Source organism: Paenibacillus sp. JNU01 (genome assembly GCF_059130585.1).
On the sequence record NZ_CP169723.1, the window covers coordinates 5,800,948 to 5,821,821 of the forward strand.

At 43.1% G+C, this 20,874-nt stretch carries 26 protein-coding genes; 20 read left to right on the plus strand and 6 right to left on the minus strand.

The genetic code is table 11. From position 1 onward, the window contains the following. Positions 1-60: 60 nt before the first annotated feature. Positions 61-1,398 (minus strand): SpoIID/LytB domain-containing protein, encoded by a 1,338-nt coding sequence (locus NLBNIHML_RS25305; protein WP_278296211.1) that lies wholly within the window; start codon positions 1,396-1,398, stop codon positions 61-63. A gap of 800 nt (positions 1,399-2,198) precedes the next feature. Here NLBNIHML_RS25305 and NLBNIHML_RS25310 point away from each other — a divergent pair. Then, positions 2,199-2,840, plus strand: coding sequence for a FusB/FusC family EF-G-binding protein (locus tag NLBNIHML_RS25310; protein WP_494353068.1), 642 nt, complete (start codon positions 2,199-2,201; stop codon positions 2,838-2,840). Between the two features lie 188 nt (positions 2,841-3,028). On the opposite strand, the gene NLBNIHML_RS25315 is transcribed toward NLBNIHML_RS25310, so the two are convergent. After that, positions 3,029-3,616, minus strand: coding sequence for an NAD(P)H oxidoreductase (locus tag NLBNIHML_RS25315; protein ID WP_494354763.1), 588 nt, complete (start codon positions 3,614-3,616; stop codon positions 3,029-3,031). A 245-nt stretch (positions 3,617-3,861) separates the two neighbouring features. Between NLBNIHML_RS25315 and NLBNIHML_RS25320 the strand changes: the two genes are divergently transcribed. From NLBNIHML_RS25320 to NLBNIHML_RS25355, 8 genes are all read left to right on the plus strand, one after another. Next, positions 3,862-4,260 carry a winged helix-turn-helix transcriptional regulator gene (locus NLBNIHML_RS25320; RefSeq protein WP_124113551.1) on the plus strand — a complete coding sequence of 133 codons (399 nt, stop codon included), beginning with the start codon at positions 3,862-3,864 and terminating at the stop codon, positions 4,258-4,260. Further along, positions 4,257-4,751 carry an NUDIX hydrolase gene (locus NLBNIHML_RS25325; protein ID WP_494353069.1) on the plus strand — a complete coding sequence of 165 codons (495 nt, stop codon included), beginning with the start codon at positions 4,257-4,259 and terminating at the stop codon, positions 4,749-4,751. Before NLBNIHML_RS25320 ends, NLBNIHML_RS25325 begins: the two co-directional genes overlap by 4 nt. 60 nt (positions 4,752-4,811) lie before the next feature. Further along, positions 4,812-5,201 (plus strand): hypothetical protein, encoded by a 390-nt coding sequence (locus tag NLBNIHML_RS25330; RefSeq protein WP_494353070.1) that lies wholly within the window; start codon positions 4,812-4,814, stop codon positions 5,199-5,201. 59 nt (positions 5,202-5,260) lie between these two features. Further along, positions 5,261-5,776: a hypothetical protein gene (locus NLBNIHML_RS25335; RefSeq protein ID WP_494353071.1), complete on the plus strand. Its 516-nt coding sequence runs from the start codon at positions 5,261-5,263 to the stop codon at positions 5,774-5,776. Between the two features lie 28 nt (positions 5,777-5,804). Then, positions 5,805-6,668, plus strand: a complete 864-nt coding sequence (locus NLBNIHML_RS25340) for a DUF4085 family protein (RefSeq protein WP_494353072.1) — start codon at positions 5,805-5,807, stop codon at positions 6,666-6,668. Positions 6,669-7,273: 605 nt separating this feature from the next. Further along, complete coding sequence (locus NLBNIHML_RS25345) at positions 7,274-7,822, plus strand: HAD-IIIA family hydrolase (RefSeq protein WP_494353073.1); 549 nt, start codon at positions 7,274-7,276, stop codon at positions 7,820-7,822. 21 nt (positions 7,823-7,843) lie between these two features. Further along, positions 7,844-8,317, plus strand: a complete 474-nt coding sequence (locus NLBNIHML_RS25350; protein ID WP_494353074.1) for an NUDIX domain-containing protein — start codon at positions 7,844-7,846, stop codon at positions 8,315-8,317. 77 nt (positions 8,318-8,394) lie between these two features. Beyond that, positions 8,395-9,258, plus strand: a complete 864-nt coding sequence (locus NLBNIHML_RS25355) for an aminoglycoside phosphotransferase family protein (RefSeq protein WP_494353075.1) — start codon at positions 8,395-8,397, stop codon at positions 9,256-9,258. Between the two features lie 45 nt (positions 9,259-9,303). Here the strand turns inward: NLBNIHML_RS25355 and NLBNIHML_RS25360 are convergent, their stop codons facing one another. Further along, positions 9,304-9,435, minus strand: a complete 132-nt coding sequence (locus NLBNIHML_RS25360) for a hypothetical protein (RefSeq protein ID WP_339240598.1) — start codon at positions 9,433-9,435, stop codon at positions 9,304-9,306. A gap of 243 nt (positions 9,436-9,678) precedes the next feature. Here NLBNIHML_RS25360 and NLBNIHML_RS25365 point away from each other — a divergent pair, with 243 nt between their 5' ends. The 6 genes from NLBNIHML_RS25365 (at position 9,679) to NLBNIHML_RS25390 (ending at position 13,678) form a co-directional block, all read left to right on the plus strand. Then, complete coding sequence (locus tag NLBNIHML_RS25365) at positions 9,679-10,095, plus strand: MerR family transcriptional regulator (RefSeq protein WP_339240599.1); 417 nt, start codon at positions 9,679-9,681, stop codon at positions 10,093-10,095. A 25-nt stretch (positions 10,096-10,120) separates the two neighbouring features. Further along, positions 10,121-11,092, plus strand: coding sequence for an aldo/keto reductase (locus tag NLBNIHML_RS25370; RefSeq protein WP_494353076.1), 972 nt, complete (start codon positions 10,121-10,123; stop codon positions 11,090-11,092). A 305-nt stretch (positions 11,093-11,397) separates the two neighbouring features. Then, the gene (locus NLBNIHML_RS25375) at positions 11,398-11,781 is read left to right on the plus strand and encodes a hypothetical protein (RefSeq protein ID WP_494353077.1); all 384 of its coding nucleotides are present in this window, start codon (positions 11,398-11,400) and stop codon (positions 11,779-11,781) included. Between the two features lie 150 nt (positions 11,782-11,931). Beyond that, positions 11,932-12,786 carry an MBL fold metallo-hydrolase gene (locus NLBNIHML_RS25380; RefSeq protein ID WP_494353078.1) on the plus strand — a complete coding sequence of 285 codons (855 nt, stop codon included), beginning with the start codon at positions 11,932-11,934 and terminating at the stop codon, positions 12,784-12,786. A 148-nt stretch (positions 12,787-12,934) separates the two neighbouring features. Next, positions 12,935-13,318, plus strand: a complete 384-nt coding sequence (locus tag NLBNIHML_RS25385) for a hypothetical protein (RefSeq protein WP_494353079.1) — start codon at positions 12,935-12,937, stop codon at positions 13,316-13,318. Between the two features lie 63 nt (positions 13,319-13,381). Further along, positions 13,382-13,678: an SHOCT domain-containing protein gene (locus NLBNIHML_RS25390; RefSeq protein ID WP_494353080.1), complete on the plus strand. Its 297-nt coding sequence runs from the start codon at positions 13,382-13,384 to the stop codon at positions 13,676-13,678. Between the two features lie 144 nt (positions 13,679-13,822). Here NLBNIHML_RS25390 and NLBNIHML_RS25395 read toward each other — a convergent pair whose 3' ends face one another. Continuing rightward, on the minus strand, positions 13,823-14,794 hold the full coding sequence (locus NLBNIHML_RS25395) for a cation diffusion facilitator family transporter (RefSeq protein ID WP_494353081.1): 972 nt from the start codon (positions 14,792-14,794) through the stop codon (positions 13,823-13,825). Positions 14,795-15,083: 289 nt separating this feature from the next. Here NLBNIHML_RS25395 and NLBNIHML_RS25400 point away from each other — a divergent pair, with 289 nt between their 5' ends. The 5 genes from NLBNIHML_RS25400 (at position 15,084) to NLBNIHML_RS25420 (ending at position 19,705) form a co-directional block, all read left to right on the plus strand. Next, on the plus strand, positions 15,084-15,761 hold the full coding sequence (locus tag NLBNIHML_RS25400; RefSeq protein ID WP_339259797.1) for a response regulator transcription factor: 678 nt from the start codon (positions 15,084-15,086) through the stop codon (positions 15,759-15,761). Next, entirely contained in the window at positions 15,758-17,134 is a 1,377-nt protein-coding gene (locus NLBNIHML_RS25405; protein ID WP_494353082.1) for a sensor histidine kinase, read from the plus strand. The genes NLBNIHML_RS25400 and NLBNIHML_RS25405 overlap by 4 nt, the downstream gene beginning before the upstream one ends. A gap of 67 nt (positions 17,135-17,201) precedes the next feature. Further along, the gene (locus NLBNIHML_RS25410) at positions 17,202-18,332 is read left to right on the plus strand and encodes an ABC transporter permease (protein ID WP_494353083.1); all 1,131 of its coding nucleotides are present in this window, start codon (positions 17,202-17,204) and stop codon (positions 18,330-18,332) included. After that, positions 18,329-19,006, plus strand: coding sequence for an ABC transporter ATP-binding protein (locus NLBNIHML_RS25415; protein ID WP_494353084.1), 678 nt, complete (start codon positions 18,329-18,331; stop codon positions 19,004-19,006). Before NLBNIHML_RS25410 ends, NLBNIHML_RS25415 begins: the two co-directional genes overlap by 4 nt. A 120-nt stretch (positions 19,007-19,126) precedes the next feature. Then, positions 19,127-19,705, plus strand: a complete 579-nt coding sequence (locus tag NLBNIHML_RS25420; RefSeq protein ID WP_494353085.1) for an NUDIX hydrolase — start codon at positions 19,127-19,129, stop codon at positions 19,703-19,705. 299 nt (positions 19,706-20,004) lie between these two features. On the opposite strand, the gene NLBNIHML_RS25425 is transcribed toward NLBNIHML_RS25420, so the two are convergent. Further along, positions 20,005-20,385 carry an IS3 family transposase gene (locus tag NLBNIHML_RS25425; RefSeq protein ID WP_494353086.1) on the minus strand — a complete coding sequence of 127 codons (381 nt, stop codon included), beginning with the start codon at positions 20,383-20,385 and terminating at the stop codon, positions 20,005-20,007. Between the two features lie 45 nt (positions 20,386-20,430). Next, the gene (locus tag NLBNIHML_RS25430) at positions 20,431-20,730 is read right to left on the minus strand and encodes an IS3 family transposase (RefSeq protein ID WP_494354764.1); all 300 of its coding nucleotides are present in this window, start codon (positions 20,728-20,730) and stop codon (positions 20,431-20,433) included. Positions 20,731-20,874: the final 144 nt, after the last annotated feature.

The following is a 20,874-nucleotide window of genomic DNA, read 5'->3' on the forward strand; positions in this document are numbered from 1 at the left end:
GAATTAAAATTCCAAAAAAACGCCAAACTTTACGTTTGACGTCTAATCTGAAGGATAAGATTAATAGTTCCCAGTTTGAATGTATCCACTACTTTTATCAGAAAAACTGTAATAATAGCTTAATATAGTGTAGTAGTTATACTCTGGGTAATTTTGTGCAATATATTGTGTACCCCATTGACTTAACACTCCACCCCAAGCTGTACCAATATCCCCTTCTGATCCTGCTCTATACTGAGCGTCAAAAACTTTGCCATCAGAATTGACCATGAAGATTCCTGATACAGCATTAACGGCATTGTTTGTAGTTGTTTGACCAGAATTTGGAACGTAGTGTTGGTAATTTTGCCAGCGGTCTGTCAAGTGTGCCCCATAATCTGTTGCAGGTTTTCTTGGATAAGTGGCGTTATACCAGGCATATGTCTTAATTGTTACTGCTCCAGCTTTCAATGACTCTGATTTCCATGATCCGTACCACTCGTTTGGCAATACATTCTTTGCGTAAGTGTCAAATCCTATATTAGTGATTGTTCCGGAACCAGTGATATACAATTTAAATGATGATGGCGTACTCGTAGCACTTAAAGGTTGGATATCACCTGAATTACTTTGAGCGTTACCTCCGTTCTTAGCTTTTTCCAAATTCAATTGTTCTCGTGGTTTCTTAATTGTAGTTGTTTCAGGGAAATCCTGATTAAGATCTATAGTATTTTCTTCTACTGTTTGGTTTAAATCTGCATGTTGCGCATCTTCTTTAATAGTAGTTTGCTCGATAGATTTATTCTCAAAGTTTACAATATGCCCCTGTTCTCGTTCTTTAACTACGTTATTGGCTTGTTGCTCAGCTGCTGAATTAAAGGCATAACCAAGAGCTACAAGTTCGTCAATATTATAAACATTTTCATGACCAATAATATATTCTTGTCCGTTTAGATTCCCTGTTGCAATTAACTCATATTTAACACCATTGTAGAAGAATTCGCTTTCTTTATTAACTGTATAATTAAATCCTACATAGTAATAACCGATATCCGTGTATGCTGAGCTGATGTCAGCAAAATAGGGCTCTACTTCTAGTATATTACTGGAAGGGAGTTTTTTTGCCTCGAATACATTGATAGATTCTACAGATAAAATACCTGTTTTATTTTTTTCTTGTTCTTTACTTGGAAATCCTTGATAAAATTGTTGTCGATCAGGCGAATAAGAATGAACAAACGTATCCCAGTCTTTGTTATTGATTGCGTCGACATAATCAGAAACAACGGTAGGCAATATACTGTCAGATGCGCTTATGGTCTTAACCGAGTCAGTTGCAAAGGCGTTACTTGCAAGTGGAATTGTTAGAATCGATACCATGCAACATGAGACAAATACGGATTTGAACATTTTTAACATGAATGTTATTCCTCCTAGTTTTTCAGAATGGATAAACTATGATACAGCGTTGAAGGAACTTTCATTAATCACCACCTATGTATTCAAGCTACTCCCGAATATGAATCTCTATAAACCTCAGCTCTTCAAAGGATGTAATTAGCGGAAGTATCATTGAATAAATTTCTACTATTTTCCTTATATTGAATCTTGATACAATAACTATTTTTACCTATTAAACTCTAAATTATCAATGATGTTTTTGTGAGATTTTCGAAGTTTATACTACTTATTTTTCACTGAACTAACAATTTTATATTAACGGAAAGAGAAAAAGCATCAATAACATAGTTATTGATACGGGAGAAAGTCATACCTTAATTTCACAGGGTGAAGTAGATGATATTGGCATTCAAGTTGACAAAGAGAATGAGATCATAATATTAACGGTTTATTAGGACTAGATATACTTAAAGAAGGTAAATTCAATATAGATCTAGAGAACTTTAGACTTTATCATTTATAAATGTAGAACAAAGCTATTTTTGAATTGAAAACTGAAACGAAGCCCGTTGCCTACGCTATGCTACCCTGTTATAATTTCGATATATCTATCGTATTGGGGGTTATGACGTGGCAATATGGATGATGCCGGATTGCTCGTTCGCTAGAAAGCCTTACGCAAAGCCTGAATAGGGGCGGACTTTGTGTAGGGCGCGACCAGATGAGATCGTTTGCCCTGGAATCAACATCAACATGGTTCAACCCGCAGGCTTTGCACCTTACTTTATTTTCATAATAAATATAAGGGGCTGAAAGCCATGCAAGCACCATTTATTCACAATCATCAATTCAATTATATTCATAAACAAGCTGATTTCCTGCTGAAAACGCTGCGCTCGGTCGTGGACCCCAAGGTATTGGATACGGTCCGTTATACGGTCAGCACGAATGCCGTTGGCATCTTCAATGATCTGACGCCAGAACAAAAGCAACTGCTAGAGCAGTTATCCACGTATGAGAAGACACATGAGTTGCAGACCTATCTGAACCAGCTGGAAGCATATCTGATTCCATTTCCGCAAGTATCCGCGAAGCAGATTCAGAAGCTGTTTCCCAAGGTAAAGAAGCTCAAAGTACCGGATCTGGAATCCATCGATTACGCACGTACAACTTATCTGAGATGGACCGACATTGCTACCGATCGCTTGTTCATCGTGTACCCGCATGAGGGCAAATTCCTCGGTATTGAGGGACGGCTTACAGCCACGAACAAGAAAGGGTACTGCATGTTCTGTCATCGTCATCAGGAGCTCGGATTCTTTAACGTGAAGACCAAGAGCTATACGCCGGATAACATATCTTCTGTTGCCCAGTATGTATGCAGGGATAACACAGCTTGCAACCATAGCATAACCGATACTAGTATGTTGGAGAAGTTTCTTCTCTCGACCGTAAAATAATGCAAGACACACAGACAGGGTCGCTCTTCGGAGCGACCTGTTTGCCGTGTTCAAGCGTAGTTGTTCTCTTACCGTAAACGCAAGAGGTCATCGTGATGGTTAACGTGATTTTTATGTTCACAAAGAAGGCTTCAGGCCACAGAAATTAAAACAGATCTTCAGACTTCATATCGGGGTTGTAATGCCCTTTAAAGCGTCGAAGGATCGTTGGCATAGTTCAGTCCCAGGTTATGTGCATGGTTCAGTAATGCCTCATAATGCTCTGGCTTGGATTCCAACGTTTCATATAAAAACTCAACCCTGGATCGGGACACGCCGCAGTAATCGGCAATACCTACATTGAGCAGATTGGCAATTGATTCACCATAGTTGCGCTTGTGCATCTGTTCTTCCGTCACACCTGAAAGAGAGAGCCACAATATTTGCTGATGAGGAAGTTTGTTCGTGCCATAGGCAAACCCGTTGTTCATGACACGATCCACATAACCTTTCAACATGGCTGGCAGATGCCACCACCAGAGAGGAAACACAAAAGCCACAGCATCGTGCTTCTTCAAACGCTCCATCTCGGTTACAACCTCAGGTGAGAACACCTGATTCTCTTGGGTATAGTCGGGTTCATCCTTTTCACGAAGAATCGGGTCGAATCCAATTTCATGCAAATCCAATATTTCATAACCGTGACCAGCCTCGGTAAGCCCTTTTGCAAAACGTTCAGCTACCTGGAAGGTCAACGAATCTTTACGCGGGTGGGATACTACAACGAGTACGTTCATCTTATCTTTCACTACCTTTCTGGATTGCGGTCTTGTAGCCATAAATCAATGGCTGATGCTATTATAAACAGGTATGAGAACATCTGGAAGTACGCACTTTGATGTTCTATAAGAAGAATAAAGTGCCATAGGAACATTGAAGTACCCTACATGGATGCCTCGAAATGAGCTTAATAATAGAAAAAAGAACAGCAAAAAGATTATATTTTCATCTGGGATACAACTGGATATGGAGGGGTTCAATAATGACGGAACATGGAGAAACAAGTGCTCCAAAGAAATATAAAGTAGGCGTGGAAGCGGCTTTGGAAGTGATGGGTGGGAAGTGGAAGCCTTTGATTATCTATCACTTGATGACTGGACGGAAACGCACGTCAGAGCTTCGACGATTGATACCGGACATTACGCAGAAGATGCTGACAACACAGCTCAGAGGTCTCGAAAAGGACGAGATTGTGCAGCGCAAGGTATATTCGGAAGTTCCTCCCAAAGTGGAGTATGAGTTAACGGACTACGGCTGGGGACTTAAGCCTGCCCTGGACCATTTATGTTATTGGGGAGAAGATCATCTGGACAAAATCCACGGGGATAAGTTTAAAGTGTTGGAGGACTTTGATTCCGAAGAGAAGGGGTCGGGAAGATGAATGGTGCGGAGCACGCGAAACAGGAAGTGCCCTTTCGTTGTGAAGGCGTGGCTGTAGTTCTGTTGAAGAAGAGCCACGATCAATACCGTGTACTGATGTTAAAGCGGGCGGGTCGGATGTTGCATAATGAATGGTGTTATGTTGGCGGCGGGATAGAGAAGGGTGAGAAGGCATGGGAAGCTGCACTGAGAGAAGTTCACGAGGAAACAGGCATTACGAAAGTCCGGTTGTATTCTGCCAATCAATTTGAACAATATTATTCACCCAAGGAGGAGTATATCTATACCGCGCCCGTTTTTGTAGGATACGTGGATGAAAGCCAGCCTGTCCGGTTAAATCATGAACATACCGAGTACCAATGGATGACGTTTGACGAAGCCAAAGACAATGCGGCATTGCCCGGAATTGATGACATTTTGGATTTTGTTGAAAAGCATTTTGCCAGAAAAGCCCCTTCCAAGTGGCTTCGGATTCATGTAGAGAATGTTTAGGAGGTGGAACTCATCACATACAAGACGATTTATCCAAGAGCATGGTTGAGCCTACTATGTATGTTGGTCATTGAAGCAATACTCCTCAGGGATGGTATTTACAATAAAAATGGGATTTGGAAGTACTCCCTGATCGCTATATTGACCTATATTCTGGTTTATATCGTTTTCCTGATCTGGCGGTTATTTTTCACTAAGCCCAGTATTACGCTGGCAAGCGATCATGTGATTTCTACGAAACATCAGAGATATGATGCATCTCAGATTGAGTGTATTTATATGAATTACAGACGGATTGGCATCAAACTCTATGGTAAACGGTTAGTGCCGATGGATCTATGTTTTTATTTTCAACGAGGTCAGGAGACTACAGGGGTTGAAGCTGTGCATGAATGGGCTGCGCGAAACGACAAAGAAATAAAACACAGATTTTTTCAAACCTTGGCGTAGACCCGTGCGTCTGTTGAGTATAAGGAATGGTTAAGGCTGAAGATAGGGGAGGCGTAGCGATGCAAACCATAGAGCAATTTCTAACGAGTGATTGGTATAAACAGGTAACAGCTGAGATCATTCAGCTTAAACCTCAGGTCCAATTTGTCGAGCATGCCAGTTTTGAAGCATCGTTGCTGATGGATTCATTTAAAGAACGGAAATATGTACTAGAGGGTTTCGGTGTTTCGGCTCCAACCGAAGAAGAGTGTATACAGTGGATCATGGAGCAGATGGACAGAGACAAGGACCACATCATGTCCTATGTTCTAGCTCGATTAACATTCAGTGAACAGTTGGAAGATGATCCAGATGGAGAATTTCCAGAAGGCGAGGAGCTTGAGGCAGGAGATCGATCTGAAGTGGTCGAGGTATTAGGTTTTACGAGATCTGTTATCGCTAACACCATCATTGAATATGATATGGTCAAAAATCATGCTAAACAATTAACAGCGTTTTTTAAACGCACACATATTCCAGGTGCAGCTAATTTCTCGTCACAAATTAAAAAGCTTTACGCTTCAATCGCAAAGTAGATTCTAAAAATCAGCAGGAGAGGTGCATATGAAATTTTTAACGAAAGAATGGTATGAGCTGTGTCAGCAGACACATCTTCATTTTGGTATAAGAGTACATAGTGGAGCGTATGAGTTTGATGAGAATCTATTTTTAAGGCTATATAAACGAAAGGAAAAAGCGCATGTGGAGCAGGAGCGAGAGTTATATAACTTGGACCCGCGTTTCATGCTGGAGCATGATGGTCAGGTCATGACTCGTGTAGAGAAGGCTTTTAGCGGGGAAGAGATAACGGAAGAGGATCAGATGGTATTTCGCATGCCGCTGGAACAAAGAGCGCATATCGAGAAACTTATTGCAGAATATGATGTACGCCCTCCGTTTGATGAGAAGAAATGCAAGGAAGAGTACAAAGAATCAATGGAATGGAATTTTCGATATATGGCAGAGAAATTGCCACAGAAAATCGTTGAACAAATTGCGGATATCCGTGTGTTTACGTTGGGCTACTGTACGAGAGAAGTTATGCTACAGCTAAAGAAACAGAGCGCAGAAAATAGGAGAGAGATGGAGCGTGTATTGGATGAATACCGGGAAGTCATTATAGCACAGGATATTCCGGATGAAATTCGTAACCGGGTTCAATTTCATGATTGTACAGTGACGGAATTACTGACGGGAGAGGAAGTGCTCATTCGTTTTGACACTCGTGGGGGCTTCACCAATATAAACAAACTTACGCTGGTTGCACCAGAAATCATTAAGAAAGACGGTGGGATTCTAGGCACTTATTGGCTGTATCAAGAGCTGTACCGGATCGATAACGGATATGAGCTTCATGTTCTATTTGATGGAGAGAATATGCCTGAGCTAATGGTTCGCTGTACCGACATTCTTGTAGAGGAAGAATGAGAGAGCGCCCAAAAGGAGGATGGAGGGTATAGAGATAGAATGGAATACCAGTACCTTTGGTTATTTATCAATTCCCGTATTTGTCGTGGGCATTGCGTTTTACTTCTTTCCTGACCTCTTATACAAGCTATTTGTTCTGATGAGATATCGAGAAATTAAACCGAATTGGGAGTTCGAAGATAACCCACCTCATGGTGATATCCCTAAGCATATTGAAATAATATTAAAAGTACTAGGCACCATTATGGTGATCCTGGGGGTGATATGGTTTTGGTTCTCAGAAGAGTTTTACAATTTAGTTTTTTGACAGCAAGGAGTTGAGCACCATTTTCGAATTTATCTGGGCTATAGTGATCTCAATTATAAGTATTATTGTAGTTCTTATCTTTGCGGCAATCATACGGTATGCCGTAGATTCATCCAAAACATCGAAAAAGTTGGACGCATTAATTAAAGAAGTACACTATCTTAAAACTGAAATCAAAAAACAACAACACCATAAGCAGCAAGATAATAGCAAGCATATTTTTGACGAGAAAGTATAGGGGGATAATTTTAGATCGAGGCGAGAGATACAATAATATGTTCTCGGAAAGGAACAGACCATGATGAAAGCAAATGGGAATGTACAAGCTGTTTTTATAGATAGAGATGGAACCATCGGTGGGACAGGTCATTTTATTCATCCGAGAGATTTCAGATTATACCCCAATGCTCAAGAAGCCATTATGCGTTTGAAACGAGAAGGAATTATGGTACTGGCGTTTACGAATCAATATCGAATCTCACGTGGAGAAGCAAGTGTTCAGGATTTTGAAGCGCAGTTTCGCGAGTATGGATTCGATCACTCCTATATATGTCCACATGAGCAAGAATGCAGTTGCCGAAAGCCCAAACCCGGAATGTTATTACAGGCCTCAGAGGAACACGGTCTGGATTTATCCAAATGCATCGTTATTGGAGATGTGGGAGATACAGACATGCTTGCTGCCCATGCTGTAGGAGCGACCAAGATCATGGTGAGAACAGGTTGGGGGGAATCTTCGCTAACCCAATTTAGAGACAAATGGTTAGAGACTGAACCTGATTATATCGCAGAAGATATTTGGGATGCCGTACAATGGATCATTCATGGAAGGGAATCCAGAGAATAAAAAAACAGGAGGTAACTGTGTATGGGCATGTCAGACTATTACAAAAACCTCAGGGACAAGATCGGCAACGAGCTTATTTTTATGCCGGGTGTCGCTGGAATTATCCGAAATGAACAAGGGGAGATCCTGTTCGGTCGTAAACATAACGAATCAACCTGGGGTTTGATTGCCGGAGCCATTGAGCTTGGTGAGACACCGGCGCAAGCGATGGTGAGAGAGACACTGGAAGAGACAGGTCTGGTCGTTGAACCCGAGAAGATTATCGGAGTATACGGTGGTGAAGCAAGACGGTTTATATACAGTAACGGTCATCAGGTCGAATATTTGACTATCGTATTTGAATGCAGGATCCAATCTGGGCAACTCATGCCCGATAATGAAGAGATGAAGGAGTTGCAGTTTTTCCCCGAGGATCAGCTTCCCCCCATGGCAAACCAGTATCCGGATTATATTTTTAGCTCCAAGCAAGAAGAACGAGCCCATTTTGAAAGATAACCCACTGTACAATTCGAAGCTAACCTCGCCGCATGTTTACCAAATGAATAAGATCCTAGTTGTATGAGGAGAACTATATGTTAATCAATCCAACGGTAAATGAGATCAATAACTTATTCAAGATACATCATATCAACGAAGTGATCACTGAAATTCAACGTTTGTCAGGTACCACCGCTGGACGTGTTTATCGGTTGAGTACAAGTCTGAATAAGCACTATATTTTAAAATCGGATGAACCTGAACAGATACATATCGCCCAGCAGTTTTTGGAGACGTATAAGAATTCTTCGTTATTGCCTGAAGTTTTGTTGACTGCTCAGGACAACACTTATCTAATTTACTCCTATATTGAAGGCACAACCCATTTCAACCGTGGACTGAAGAAAGAATGGTTAACTCGTCTGGTGAAAGAGCTGTTCAATACCTATGTGCGTTCTACAGATACGAAATCATGGGGCAGAATGGAGTTCCCGCAGAGGACATGGAAAGAATTCAATCAGATTAGCATTCATGAAGCGAAGGTGAATATCGGAAGTATGTTAACGACAGATGATTATCATCTGGTTCAATCTAAAGTGGATCGCCTGTTTCTTGAGGAAGAGGAAAAGTTTCTTTTGCATGGCGATACGGGAGTTCATAATTTTGTATACGATCAAAATAAACTCATCGGCGTTATTGATCCCTCTCCAATGGTCGGACCTATCCTCTATGATTTCTTGTATGCCTTTAGCTCTTCGCCAGATGATATCAACACCGAAACCTTATTTGCTGCGTTCGATCTGTTAGAGCAAGTGGATATGGACAAATCCAGATTGATTGAGGAAGATCTGGTTCATCTCTATTGCCGAATTGGGCTGAGTAACAAGCATCATCCGGATGATCTGCCTGAATATTTGAAGGCATGGGATAAATGGAAGCGATTATGTGAGGAACTTTGATCTAGCAAAAGTTTCTACAGCTATCACGGAATGCCTTAGTTCAGACTAAACGATATCGTATCGGATTAAGGCAAAGGTGGCAAGCGCCATACGTGTATATCCGCCTACAAGGAACAATTGAATTAAGATCAAGCTCGGGCACTCTATGGCACCCAACGCTTGAAGTAAGTGAAACAAACCCAGCATCTCCAGGTTCTTTTTCTCCGTATTTCTGCTTTCACCGATCTTCTCGGCAAATCTCCTCTAATCGTTACTTCCCAGTACTGAAGCGTGTGTTATGTCCTCCATTTGTTAAAAAAAGTGATCAGCTAAATTATTTTTTTGAAATTAGTGCTTGCCTTAATGTGAACATGAAGCCTTAGGATGTAAAAGAACCGGCCAAATGCATCCCAAAATGAACATAAAGGAGGAGTCAGCATTATGGCTTTTTCGATAAAAGAAGCTTCCGAGCGGCTGGGTTGTCCTGCACATAAAATTCGTTATTACGAGAAGGAGGGACTGCTCCCTTTCATTAGGCGGGATCAACATGGCAATCGGATGTTCGAGGAAGAACATTTGGATTGGATGAGACTGATGTCCTGTTTCCGGGCAACGGGTATGAAGGTATCTACATTGAAACATATGGTTAGTCTGGCGCTGGAGGGGGATTCAACGATTCCACAACGGAAAGCGATACTTCACGAATATAAAGAGGAATTACATCGCCGCCAACTTGAAATTGCCGAGGCACTTGCAGCGGTGGATAACAAATTGACGATCTATGAAGACATAGAGACAGGAAAGCTTCCTTCAGAAAGCAAGCTGCTAGACCAAATGGAAAGCATCGCTGAAGACTAACATGAACGGATGGAGAGATGCAGAAATGAAGCAAAGAGTGCTGGGAAATAGCGATATTGTTGTATCTTCGATTGGATTGGGAATAATGGGCATGTCTCCAGGGATGTACGGAGAAACCAATGATGAGGAGTCAATAAAGACTATCCATCACGCGCTGGAGATTGGCGTTACACTGCTAGATACAGCTGACGTGTATGGTAATGGTCATAATGAAGAACTACTGGGGAAAGCGCTGAAGGGTCGTCGCGATCAGGCAATTATTGCTACCAAATTTGCGTATACCCCGAACTATGAGATGTTGAATGGTCATCCGGATTACGTGAAAAAAGCTGTAGAAGCAAGTCTTCGTCGGCTGGATACCGAATATATTGATCTGTACTACCAACACAGGGTAGATCCTCAGATTCCGATTGAGGAAACCGTTGGTGCGATGGCCGACTTGGTTAAAGAGGGAAAAGTCCGCTGCCTTGGCTTGTCGGAAGCATCAGCTTCCACCATGCGCCGGGCACACGCCGTTCATCCGATCTCTGCGTTGCAGAGCGAATATTCTCTGTGGAGCCGGGATATTGAGGACGAGATTCTGCCGACTGCAAGAGAACTGAATATTACACATGTTGCATACAGTCCATTAAGCAGAGGATTTATCTCAGGTGAGCTACGGGGATTCGAAGATTTGCATGTTAATGATCTGCGCAGATATATGCCGAGGTTCCAAGGAGATAATTTCCTCAAAAACATAGAAGTTGTGGATAAAATCAAAGAGATTGCGATGGAGAAGAGTTGTACTCCTGCACAATTGGCTTTAGCTTGGACAATGGCTAATCACGCATTGCCGATTCCGGGAACGAAGCGAATCAACTATTTGGAGGAAAATGCGAACGCTGCAACCATTGAACTGACACCGGATGACTTAGATCGCATTGAAAAGGTAAGTCCTCAAAATGAGGTTCATGGAACACGTTATATGACAGAAATGATGACGCAGCTTAATGGGTAAAGATGTCCATATAACTTATTATTTCATGTGAAGTAGTTGCTCAGCAAAAATACAAATATGGAATACAAAAGAGACTTTCCTTTAGTGAAAGTCTCTAACTGTATTCACCCCAATCGAGAGACACGAATTGACAGGCTGGGGAGTCGAACAGGAAAAAAAGGAAGTATGATTTAGTGGAATATCCTGTATAATTTAGAGAACTATCACGTTACATTTCTGTAGAGAATGAAGGATCTACGAGTGGGAATGAAGTATCCCTATCATGAGAGTTATTCTACCGCCACTTTGAATACTGGAGCGTGCTCATGATCGTATTAACGTCAGCAATGGTATTCACCGTCTTGATTCTGATCGTGATTCTCTTTCAAGTTGCTTTGGCGGTAGGTGTGCCGTGGGGCGAGTATTCTATGGGTGGGAAGTTTCCCGGGAAATACCCCATTTCCATGCGTTTTGCCTGCATAGTTCAGATCGCAATTTTGGCATTTATCGATACCATTGTTCTGAGTAAAGCAGGATTGCTTTGGCCTCAGTGGTCTGTTTTTGCAAGGACAGCGATTTGGTTCATTGTAGGGTATTTGGTGTTGGGGACGATATTGAATCTGATCACGAGAAGTGTATGGGAACGGAGGATCTGGGCGCCCGTAACGTTGTTGATGCTGATAAGTAGTGTAATAGTGGCTGTGTCATAAGATGGCGTTGAAATATTGATTAAAGATTGAAAGAGGTGATTCCATTGGTAAATCCATAAACGGAGAAAAATCCATGTATTAGCTTGAATAAGCATGCGGTTTTTCTCTGCCTATGATATGAAAATACTCATATAGAGGAGAAGAATTGACATGTTAAATCAAATAAGCGATTCCATTTATTATATGTCCAATGATAATGATAGAGAAAGACCGGTATTAGGCTTGGTGTGTGGGGAAAAATATAGCCTGGTGATCGATGGTGGAAATTCAGTTCAACATGCCAGAGATTTTATCGAGGGAATTCGATCCCTGGATGTGCCTCCCGTTCAGTATGTGGTTATTACGCATGCACATTGGGATCATTTTCTGGGAATGAATGAATTCAATGCGACGATCATCGTTAATCGTTTAACCAATAAGCGCTTAAACGACTGGAGATCTTATTCCTTCGATGATCAGTCACTTCGTGAGTATGTAGATGCCGATATGATCAGCGCGCATTGCATGGAAATTATACAGACGGAAATCCCGATGCGAGAATCATTTATACTAGATAAGCCTGGTATTGTCTTTAAAGATTCCTTCCAGATTGATTTGGGGAACAAGCTCTGTATGCTGGAGAGGATTCAAAGTACGCACACGGATGATTCGACAGTTGTTTATATTCCTGATGAGAAGACTATTTTTCTGGGAGATAGTCCTTATGGAACAACAACGAATAAAATGTTTCATTTTAAGCAATCCTTGCTCAGCCACATGATACAAGATATCCAAATGTATGATGCAGAACATTTCATTCTCGGACACGAGTCTATATGTGATCGGGAAGAGATGGATGTATTCTGGAGAGAGCTTACTACTAGTAGTAGAGCGGTTACATCTACTTCATTGGAGCAGGCGATAGCACTTTTTAATAAGGATCAGCTGCGGGAGCCTAATGGGAATGAACTTTTCTTCTTGAAAGCATTTGTTAATGATCAATTGTTACAGGCACAGAAGAAATAGATCGACAGTTCGAAAGTAATTATATACTTTGACTTTCAGATTAGTTATGTGGTTTATAAGATCAAAGTTTCTTAAAGAGAATTTGAGTTTGAATCGAAGAGCCCTAGCATATGTGCTAGGGTTATATTATCCGAAAGGAGAGGTAGTATTGCACAGCTCCAGATTCACACCGTATTTAAGTTTTATAGGTTTTGGATTAGTCATTCTCACCTTGAGTGTAAATGTAAGCTTCAAACTAGGGATTGAGAAAGGTTTGGATGAAGGTTCACTTATGCTGTTGTCAGTTGCTAACGCAGTATTACTGATATATACATTAGTCTGGGGTGTATTTGGTGTAATCGAGTTTATGCTGTTATGGAAAGAAAAACAAAAGATGAAGTCCAAGTTGGAACGCGGAAAAATGAACAAAGAGGAATTCTGGGATCAGACCAAGAGAGTGAAGACCAGTCTGGGAATCAACATCAGTTATATTGTCATTCTGTTGTTTCAGATTGGATACGTCATTATAAACTGGGACGAGGTTGATGTTTAGTGTTCTGACCGACCTTTCCTGATTTTGAATAAAAACATACATAACATTTAGGAGGAATATTGATTGAAAGCATTATCGATCGTTAGCCTTATTGGGTTCGTACTTAATTTTTTATTAATAGTCTTTTTTTTAGATGGTTCGCAAGATGGTGCGGAAGTAGCGGCAGGTTTGGGGATTTTGGGCGTCCTGTATGGTCTGCTTTTCTCAATTCTAGCCTTGATTATATCTGGCAAGAGAAAAAAGACCCCTGTGAATGTACATGAACAAATGCTTCAGCTAGGTGAATTAAAAGAAAAAAATATCATTTCAGAATATGAATTCGATCAAAAGAAAGAGAAGTTACTCTCCAAATACAAGTAGTCCAGAGCTAATGCGATAAGGTAAGGGCTATCTCATTTTCTACTCACCCCCAAAAGCTGAACTTAGACAAACAAAAACAGGGCGTTCCCTTACCGGGGAATGTGCCCTGTTTTTGTTTAGAAACAACCATATGTTATGCCCATCTCAATGGTGATGATGTGCGTGAGCATCTGGTGCGTCGCCTTTGACAGTGCATAATACCGAGGTGTCATGCAGATGTTTCTCAGACTCCACTTGAAGTGTCACATGTTTGATTTCTTTATGCTCGAGCATATGTTCAATCTTCTGAACCAGGATCTCGGATGCATACACATCCATTGTTCCATCTACGACGATATGAGCAGTCAGTGCATTCAGGTTACTGGTAATGGACCAGACATGCACATCGTGTACACCTTTGACGCCATCCACTTGTTTGATGGTCTGCACCAGCTCATTCACATCCACATTGGCCGGTGTACCTTCCATTAAGATATGCAGAGATGATTTGGTGACATAGAACCCACTACGCAATACCAACGCCGCGACAATCACACTCGCCAGTGGATCGGCCCAACCCCAGCCAAAGAACATCATCAGCAGTGCCGCCGCAATGGCCCCAACCGATCCCAGCATGTCGCTGATGACATGCAGATAAGCACCGCGCATGTTCAGGTTATTCTCCGTATCGCTACCACGCATCATGATCCAGGCCACCAGAATATTGACGAGCAAACCAATGACGCTGATGATTAACATGCCTACGGTTGCGACTTCTGGCGGGTTAATGAATCGACCAATGGCTTCGTAGAAAATGTAGAGTGCAATGGCGATTAACGTAATTCCGTTTAACGTGGCAGCCAGAATTTCAAATCTTCTGTAGCCGTACGTTTTGCCGGTATTCACGGCTTTTTCACCAAACGTGAACGCCAGCAAAGCGATCCCGAGCGCAATGGAATCGGACAACATATGACCTGCATCCGAGATGAGAGCAAGACTGTTGGTAATGAATCCGCCAAAGGCTTCAACGATCATATAGACGGTAATAATAATGAAGGAAAACAACAATACTTTTTTGTTATTGGTGGTGTGAGCGTGATCGTGCCCATGGTTATGACTGTGTTGATGTCCAGACATATAAATCCTCTCCTTTGGAGCGAGGCTCCGTTATGTAATATGAATTCTAGTGTGACTATAAATGATCCTTAACAAGGATTAATAACCTATAAATGAATATATGAGCGTCTGTTCATATGTTATGGTTTTATTATAGTTGCGCCTCATAGTAGTGTCAACCAGATTTAAGGAAATGTAAACATACCAAGGTATCTCCATGCACGTGCTGGCGAATGAGATTGCTTTTGTGCTACCATCTGTGCAGGATCATAGTGAGATGTTCTCGCTACATAGAAGGGCGGACAACGATATGAAACATCTGCTGCTGGCAGACGATGATGCAAATATTCGAGCACTCCTCCGGCATGTCATGACCAAGGAGGGTTATCGGGTACATGAAGCACAGGATGGACTGGAAGCGGTCAAACTGATGCAAGAAACGCCGATCGATCTGGCGATCCTCGATGTCATGATGCCTGGCATGGACGGACTAGAATTATGTGATTACATTCGGCAGCATTACGACATTCCGATTATGTTGCTGACGGCACGAGATCAGCTATCTGACAAGCGAGAAGGTTATTTGAAAGGAACAGATGAGTATGTGACCAAGCCGTTTGAACCCGAAGAACTGGTTTACCGGGTAAAGGCATTATTTCGCCGCTACCATCGCACGTCCAGTGATATCATTCGTATGAACCGGATCGTGATCGACCGGAACAATGTGGAGGTTACGGACGGGCAATCCATTCTCTTTTTACCAATGAAGGAATTCGAATTACTCTCACAGCTTGCCCAGTTCCCGGGACGTTTGTTCTCTCGGGATGAACTCATTCGACTTGTCTGGGGAGCGGATTACGAAGGAGATGACCGTACTGTTGATGTACATATTAAGCGACTCCGTGATCGGTTTGCTGATTATACGGATGATTTTGTGATCCAAACGGTCCGGGGCATTGGTTATAAGATGGAGGTGAAAGCACCGTGAGGACCTTGTACGTCCGGGTATTCCTTATTACGGTGGCGGTGATTGTGGTCAGCGGCATGCTTGGTTTCCTTTTATCGAATATCTATTATCATGCGAAGCTCAAGGACTTCAATGATGAGAAGCTGGTGGGCATTGCAACGCAAATGAAGCAATTTGTGGAGCAGCAACCGGACACAATGGAGCAGTATTTAAACAATGCCGCCGATCTTGGATACGAAATCTATGTGACGGATGGGAAAGGCAACGACCAATTCTACGGCCGAGAATTCCGTGAAAAAGATCTGGACAAGCAAGCTGTGGAACTGGTGCTGAATGGAGAGGTATACCATGGCGTCGCCCAGTTTCCAAGCAAACCGTTCATTACCGGTTTCTTCGATAATCAATTAAGCAATACCGTGGGTGTTCATCTACAGTTGGGCAATACCAATTACGCTCTCTTTATGCGCCCGGATGTAATCCTGCAGTTCGGTGAGCTGCGTATCTTTTTTGCACTGATTGGCGCATTTACCATAGGCATTAGTATTCTCATCTTTCTGATCAGTACCCGATATCTGGTCAATCCGATTGAACGTCTGTCAGAGGCGACCAAGCGCATTGCACAAGGAAAGTATAATCTGAAATTGCCTACTGCACGGCGTGATGAGATTGGTCAACTGGCTCAGCATTTCATGACCATGAGTCGTGAATTGGAGAGAGTGGATCAGGCGCGGCAGCAGTTTGTATCCAACGTATCTCATGAAATTCAATCGCCGCTGACCTCCATTCAGGGGTTTGCCCAGTTGGTGGCAGATCGGGATCTGCCTGAACAGGAACGGGAGCACTATGCGTCGATCATTGAGGAGGAGAGCCGTCATCTCTCCTTGTTGAGCAAGCAGCTGCTTCTTCTGTCCTCTCTGGAACAAGGCAACGAAGATCTGACCAAAGTGGAGTTCTCTCTGCGGGATCAATTCCGGCAAGCGGTTCAGGTGCTGCAATGGCAACTGGAAGAAAAAGAACTGCTGCTTCGGATTTCGGTGCCCGAATCCATCCAGCTGATTGGCAATGAAGTGCTGCTCATGCAAGTCTGGATGAATCTTCTCGGTAATGCGGTGAATCATCTTCCACAAGGAAGAAGCATCGAGATTCATGCCGAACAGATAGATAACCAGTGTGTGATTCAGATTCGGGATACAGGGGACGGCATTGCTGCGGAGCATCTGCCTTTCCTGTTCGATCGATTCTATCGGGTGGACCGTGCGCGGGAACGTTCTTCCGGACGAACCGGGCTTGGACTTGCCATTGTGCAGAAAATTATCCGAATCCATGACGGTACAATTGAGGTTGCCAGTTCGCCAGCGGGTACGGTCTTTACCGTGACACTTCCGCAGATGTAATCTGTTATTCATTTTCCGTTCATTTTCGCCTCCTATACTTGGGTTATCAAGAGGGAGGTCACACAACATGTACTTGGCTATTCGAGAAATGAGGTATGCCAAAGGGCGGTATGCCTTAATTGCTACAATCATGGTGCTGGTTTCATTTCTGGTACTGTTTGTTACAGGTCTTGCACAGGGGCTGGCGTATGATAACGCAGCTTCGGTCAAAAATATGGCAGCAACCCACTTTGTGCTGGAACAGGATTCGAATCATCGGTTTACCCGGTCACAAGTGGATCAGGATCAGCTTGATCAAGCTCGCTCCGTAGTGGGGAAAGAGAACGCTGAGCCGCTCGGTGTGAAAATGACAACCGTCAGTCCAATGGGCGACACGAAAAAGATCGATGTCACGTTGTTCATGGTGAATCCGGAGGGCTGGCTTGCTCCAGCGGTTACCGAAGGAACTCCGATTACGGATCAGACCAACGGGCAGGTTGTGGTGGATCATAAGTTAGCTGAATCTGGTGTGACGATTGGCACCGTTCTGGTCGATCAAGCTTCGGGGATGAAGTGGACTGTTGGCGGATTTGTACAAAATGAGTCTTTCAGTCACTCTCCGGTCGTGTTCCTGAATGAAGAAGAATGGCTTACGCTTCAAGGAGGGACACGGACTACACAAGGTTCAACCGACACCAATGCCAATGCTCCGATATACAATGCCATTGCGGTAAAGGACGCGGGTGAGCAGGTAGACGAACTAAGTGCTGCAATGCCTGATACGGAAGTCATCACGAAATCGGATGCCGTTTCGGCTATTCCTGGATATAAGGAAGAGCAGGGATCGTTGCTTATGATGATCGCTTTTCTATATGTCATCTCAGCGTTTGTACTTGCGGTATTCTTCTATGTCATCACGATTCAGAAAACAAGTCAGTTTGGCATATTGAAAGCAATCGGAACGCGGAATGGATATCTGGCGGGTAGTGTTTCTTTACAAGTATTCATTCTATCGGTTGGTAGTCTGGTCATTAGCGTACTGTTGGTTCGACTGTTTGAGTCCATTCTGCCTGCATCAATGCCGTTTCAATTAGGTTTATCCACCCTCGCACTGACCTGTGTATTGTTCATCCTGATGTCTATGGCGGGTTCATTATTTTCAGTGTGGAAGGTTACCAAAATTGATGCACTTGATGCGATAGGGAGGGCAGCAGCATGAGAAACCGATTGGTATTACAGGGAATTACCCAGACCTTTGAAGATGGTGGCAGTAAACGCACGATTCTGGATAAGCTCGATCTTGAGGTGGCCGAAGGGGAACTTGTGGCTGTGATGGGGCCTTCCGGCTCTGGCAAAAGTACATTCCTGTCCATTGCTGGCGCACTTCTTGAACCAACGGAAGGACAGGTTCTGTTGGACGGGGCTTCTATTATGGGCAAAAGCAAACAAGATATATATGATATACGGCTTAAGCAGCTTGGTTTTATATTTCAAAGTGCCAACCTCATTCCTTACCTGAAAGTAGAAGAACAACTGATGGTGGTCGCGAAGCTCGCCGGAACGGATAAAAACAAGGCGGAGAAACGAGTGGATGAGCTGCTGGATACGGTAGGATTGACTCATCGGCGGAAGGCGTATGCGGAGAAGTTGTCTGGCGGGGAACGTCAGCGGGTCGCTATTGCGCGGGCGCTGATGAATGATCCGGCTGTCCTGCTCGCGGATGAACCGACAGCTAGCTTGGATGCGGAGCGCGGACTGGATATTGTCGGCATGATTGCACGGCTTGTGAAAGAGCAGGGCAAGAGTGCAGTGATGGTTACGCATGATGAGCGGATTTTGCCGCTCTGTAGCCGGGTTCTTTTTTTGGAAAAGGGAAAGCTGGTTCATCATTAGACATTAGGTAAGTTGTCAGGAACGATCTGATGTGGTTAAGGACGAGAAGGTCATGTATTCCCTCAAGGGGAAGGTGGCCTTCTTTCTTCATTTTCATCTATAATTGGGAGAAGTATATAAATGAGAGATTTTATTTTAGATAGAGAGGAACGGATGCGGTTGAGCAGCTTGAATGCAGAACAATTCCCGGCACTGACGACGTCGATTCATTGGGGCATTATTGAGGCAGAGTTCAGATTAAATGCCATCGTGGATGAAAAGCAGGTGAGCAATATTAGTATCATTCCATTTGTCGGGGATCAATGTGTTGTTTTTCAACTGGATAATGGAGACTGGGAGCTGCCTGGGGGGACGCTTGAAGCAGGTGAGCCGTATATGGACGGACTGAAGCGCGAACTGATGGAGGAACTTGGGGCAGAAATCCGCTCCTATCAGATTTTTGGTCAATTCCATTGTACATCCAGTGCGTTGGAGCCATATCGACCGCATATCCCGCACCCCCATTTTGTAAGAATCATCGGTTATGGTGACGTTGAACTTGTTGCTGATCCGCTGAATCCAGAGGATGGCGAGCAGGTAGTTGCGGTGGAGGTTGTTGAGATCGACGAAGCGATTCGGAGATTCCAGAAGCAGAACAGATATGACATTGCTGAGATGTACAAATTGGCTCATATGCTGCGAAAAGAAGCTAAAGGATAAGGCGATGTTGCATCCGAACTGTATGAGAAATCCGAAGGAATTGTACAGCGTTTTTGCCGAGCATATAGATGAAGAGTCTATCCACTATTGCTAGTACAAGTAGTGGCACATCTTTAGTTACGAATGAATAACATAAATACCTGACTCACGATGCAACGGTCTTCATAGGTTTATTTTAGTGTTGAATGGAATGCGGTAATCAGGAAAAAGGGAACATCGTGTTAAAAGAAAAGAGGCTTAAATCAGAATCTTGAACTGTCACCCCAATTGTGGAATCTGCTAAAAAGGGTCCCTATTCATTAAGCAGCAATGAGATGACATCTGTATTCATCAGAAGTCATCTTTTTTAATGTCCATTGGTAGCGTTCGGTATTGTAATACGTGATGTACTTGTTGACACGAACTCTCAGTTCTTGTAGGGATGAGCAATCCTTGAACTCTAATTCATTCTTCATATGCCCGAAAAACGTCTCCATTGAAGCATTATCCCCACAGTTTCCTTTTCGTGACATCGATTGTTTGAACCCAGCTTTAGCAATCATGGAACGAACTTCAGGATGTGTGTGATGGAAACCCTGATCATAGTGAAAGATCGCCTCCAGATGTAATTCCCCATCTAGATGGTCAAGCAGTCGCTTCAGTGTTCGTTGAACAAGAGACAACTCCAACGAAGAGGACAAGTAGTGGGCTAAGATTTCTTTTTTTGCACCATCTTTTACATAGGATTAATAAGCCCGCTGTCCATTTCCATAATGCATATAAGTAATGTCGGTTAGTAATACCATTTCAGGCTCTCCCTGGTCAAATTGACGCTTCAGGAGATTCGGACAGGTGCGGTGCTCTTGCGTCGCTTTAGCCATTTTACGATAAGGATTCATTTGACGGATCACAGTAACGAGTCTGAATTTCCGCATCAAACGGCGAATTTTTTTGTGATTCATAATGATTCCATGAAGCCGTTCTAACCTCATTTTAATGACCAATGCGCCTGATTTCCCTCTAGGTGAATCAAAGTGCGACTTCAGAAGTAAGAAGTCTTGTTCATCGGCAGCCTCTCGAAGCTGGCGGTGTTCTTCCGCCGCACACTAGCGATAATACCCGCTTGTACTGACTTCAGCAAGCTTCAAAGATAGCGAGTCACGCGTCTCAGCCCATGTTTACGAATGACC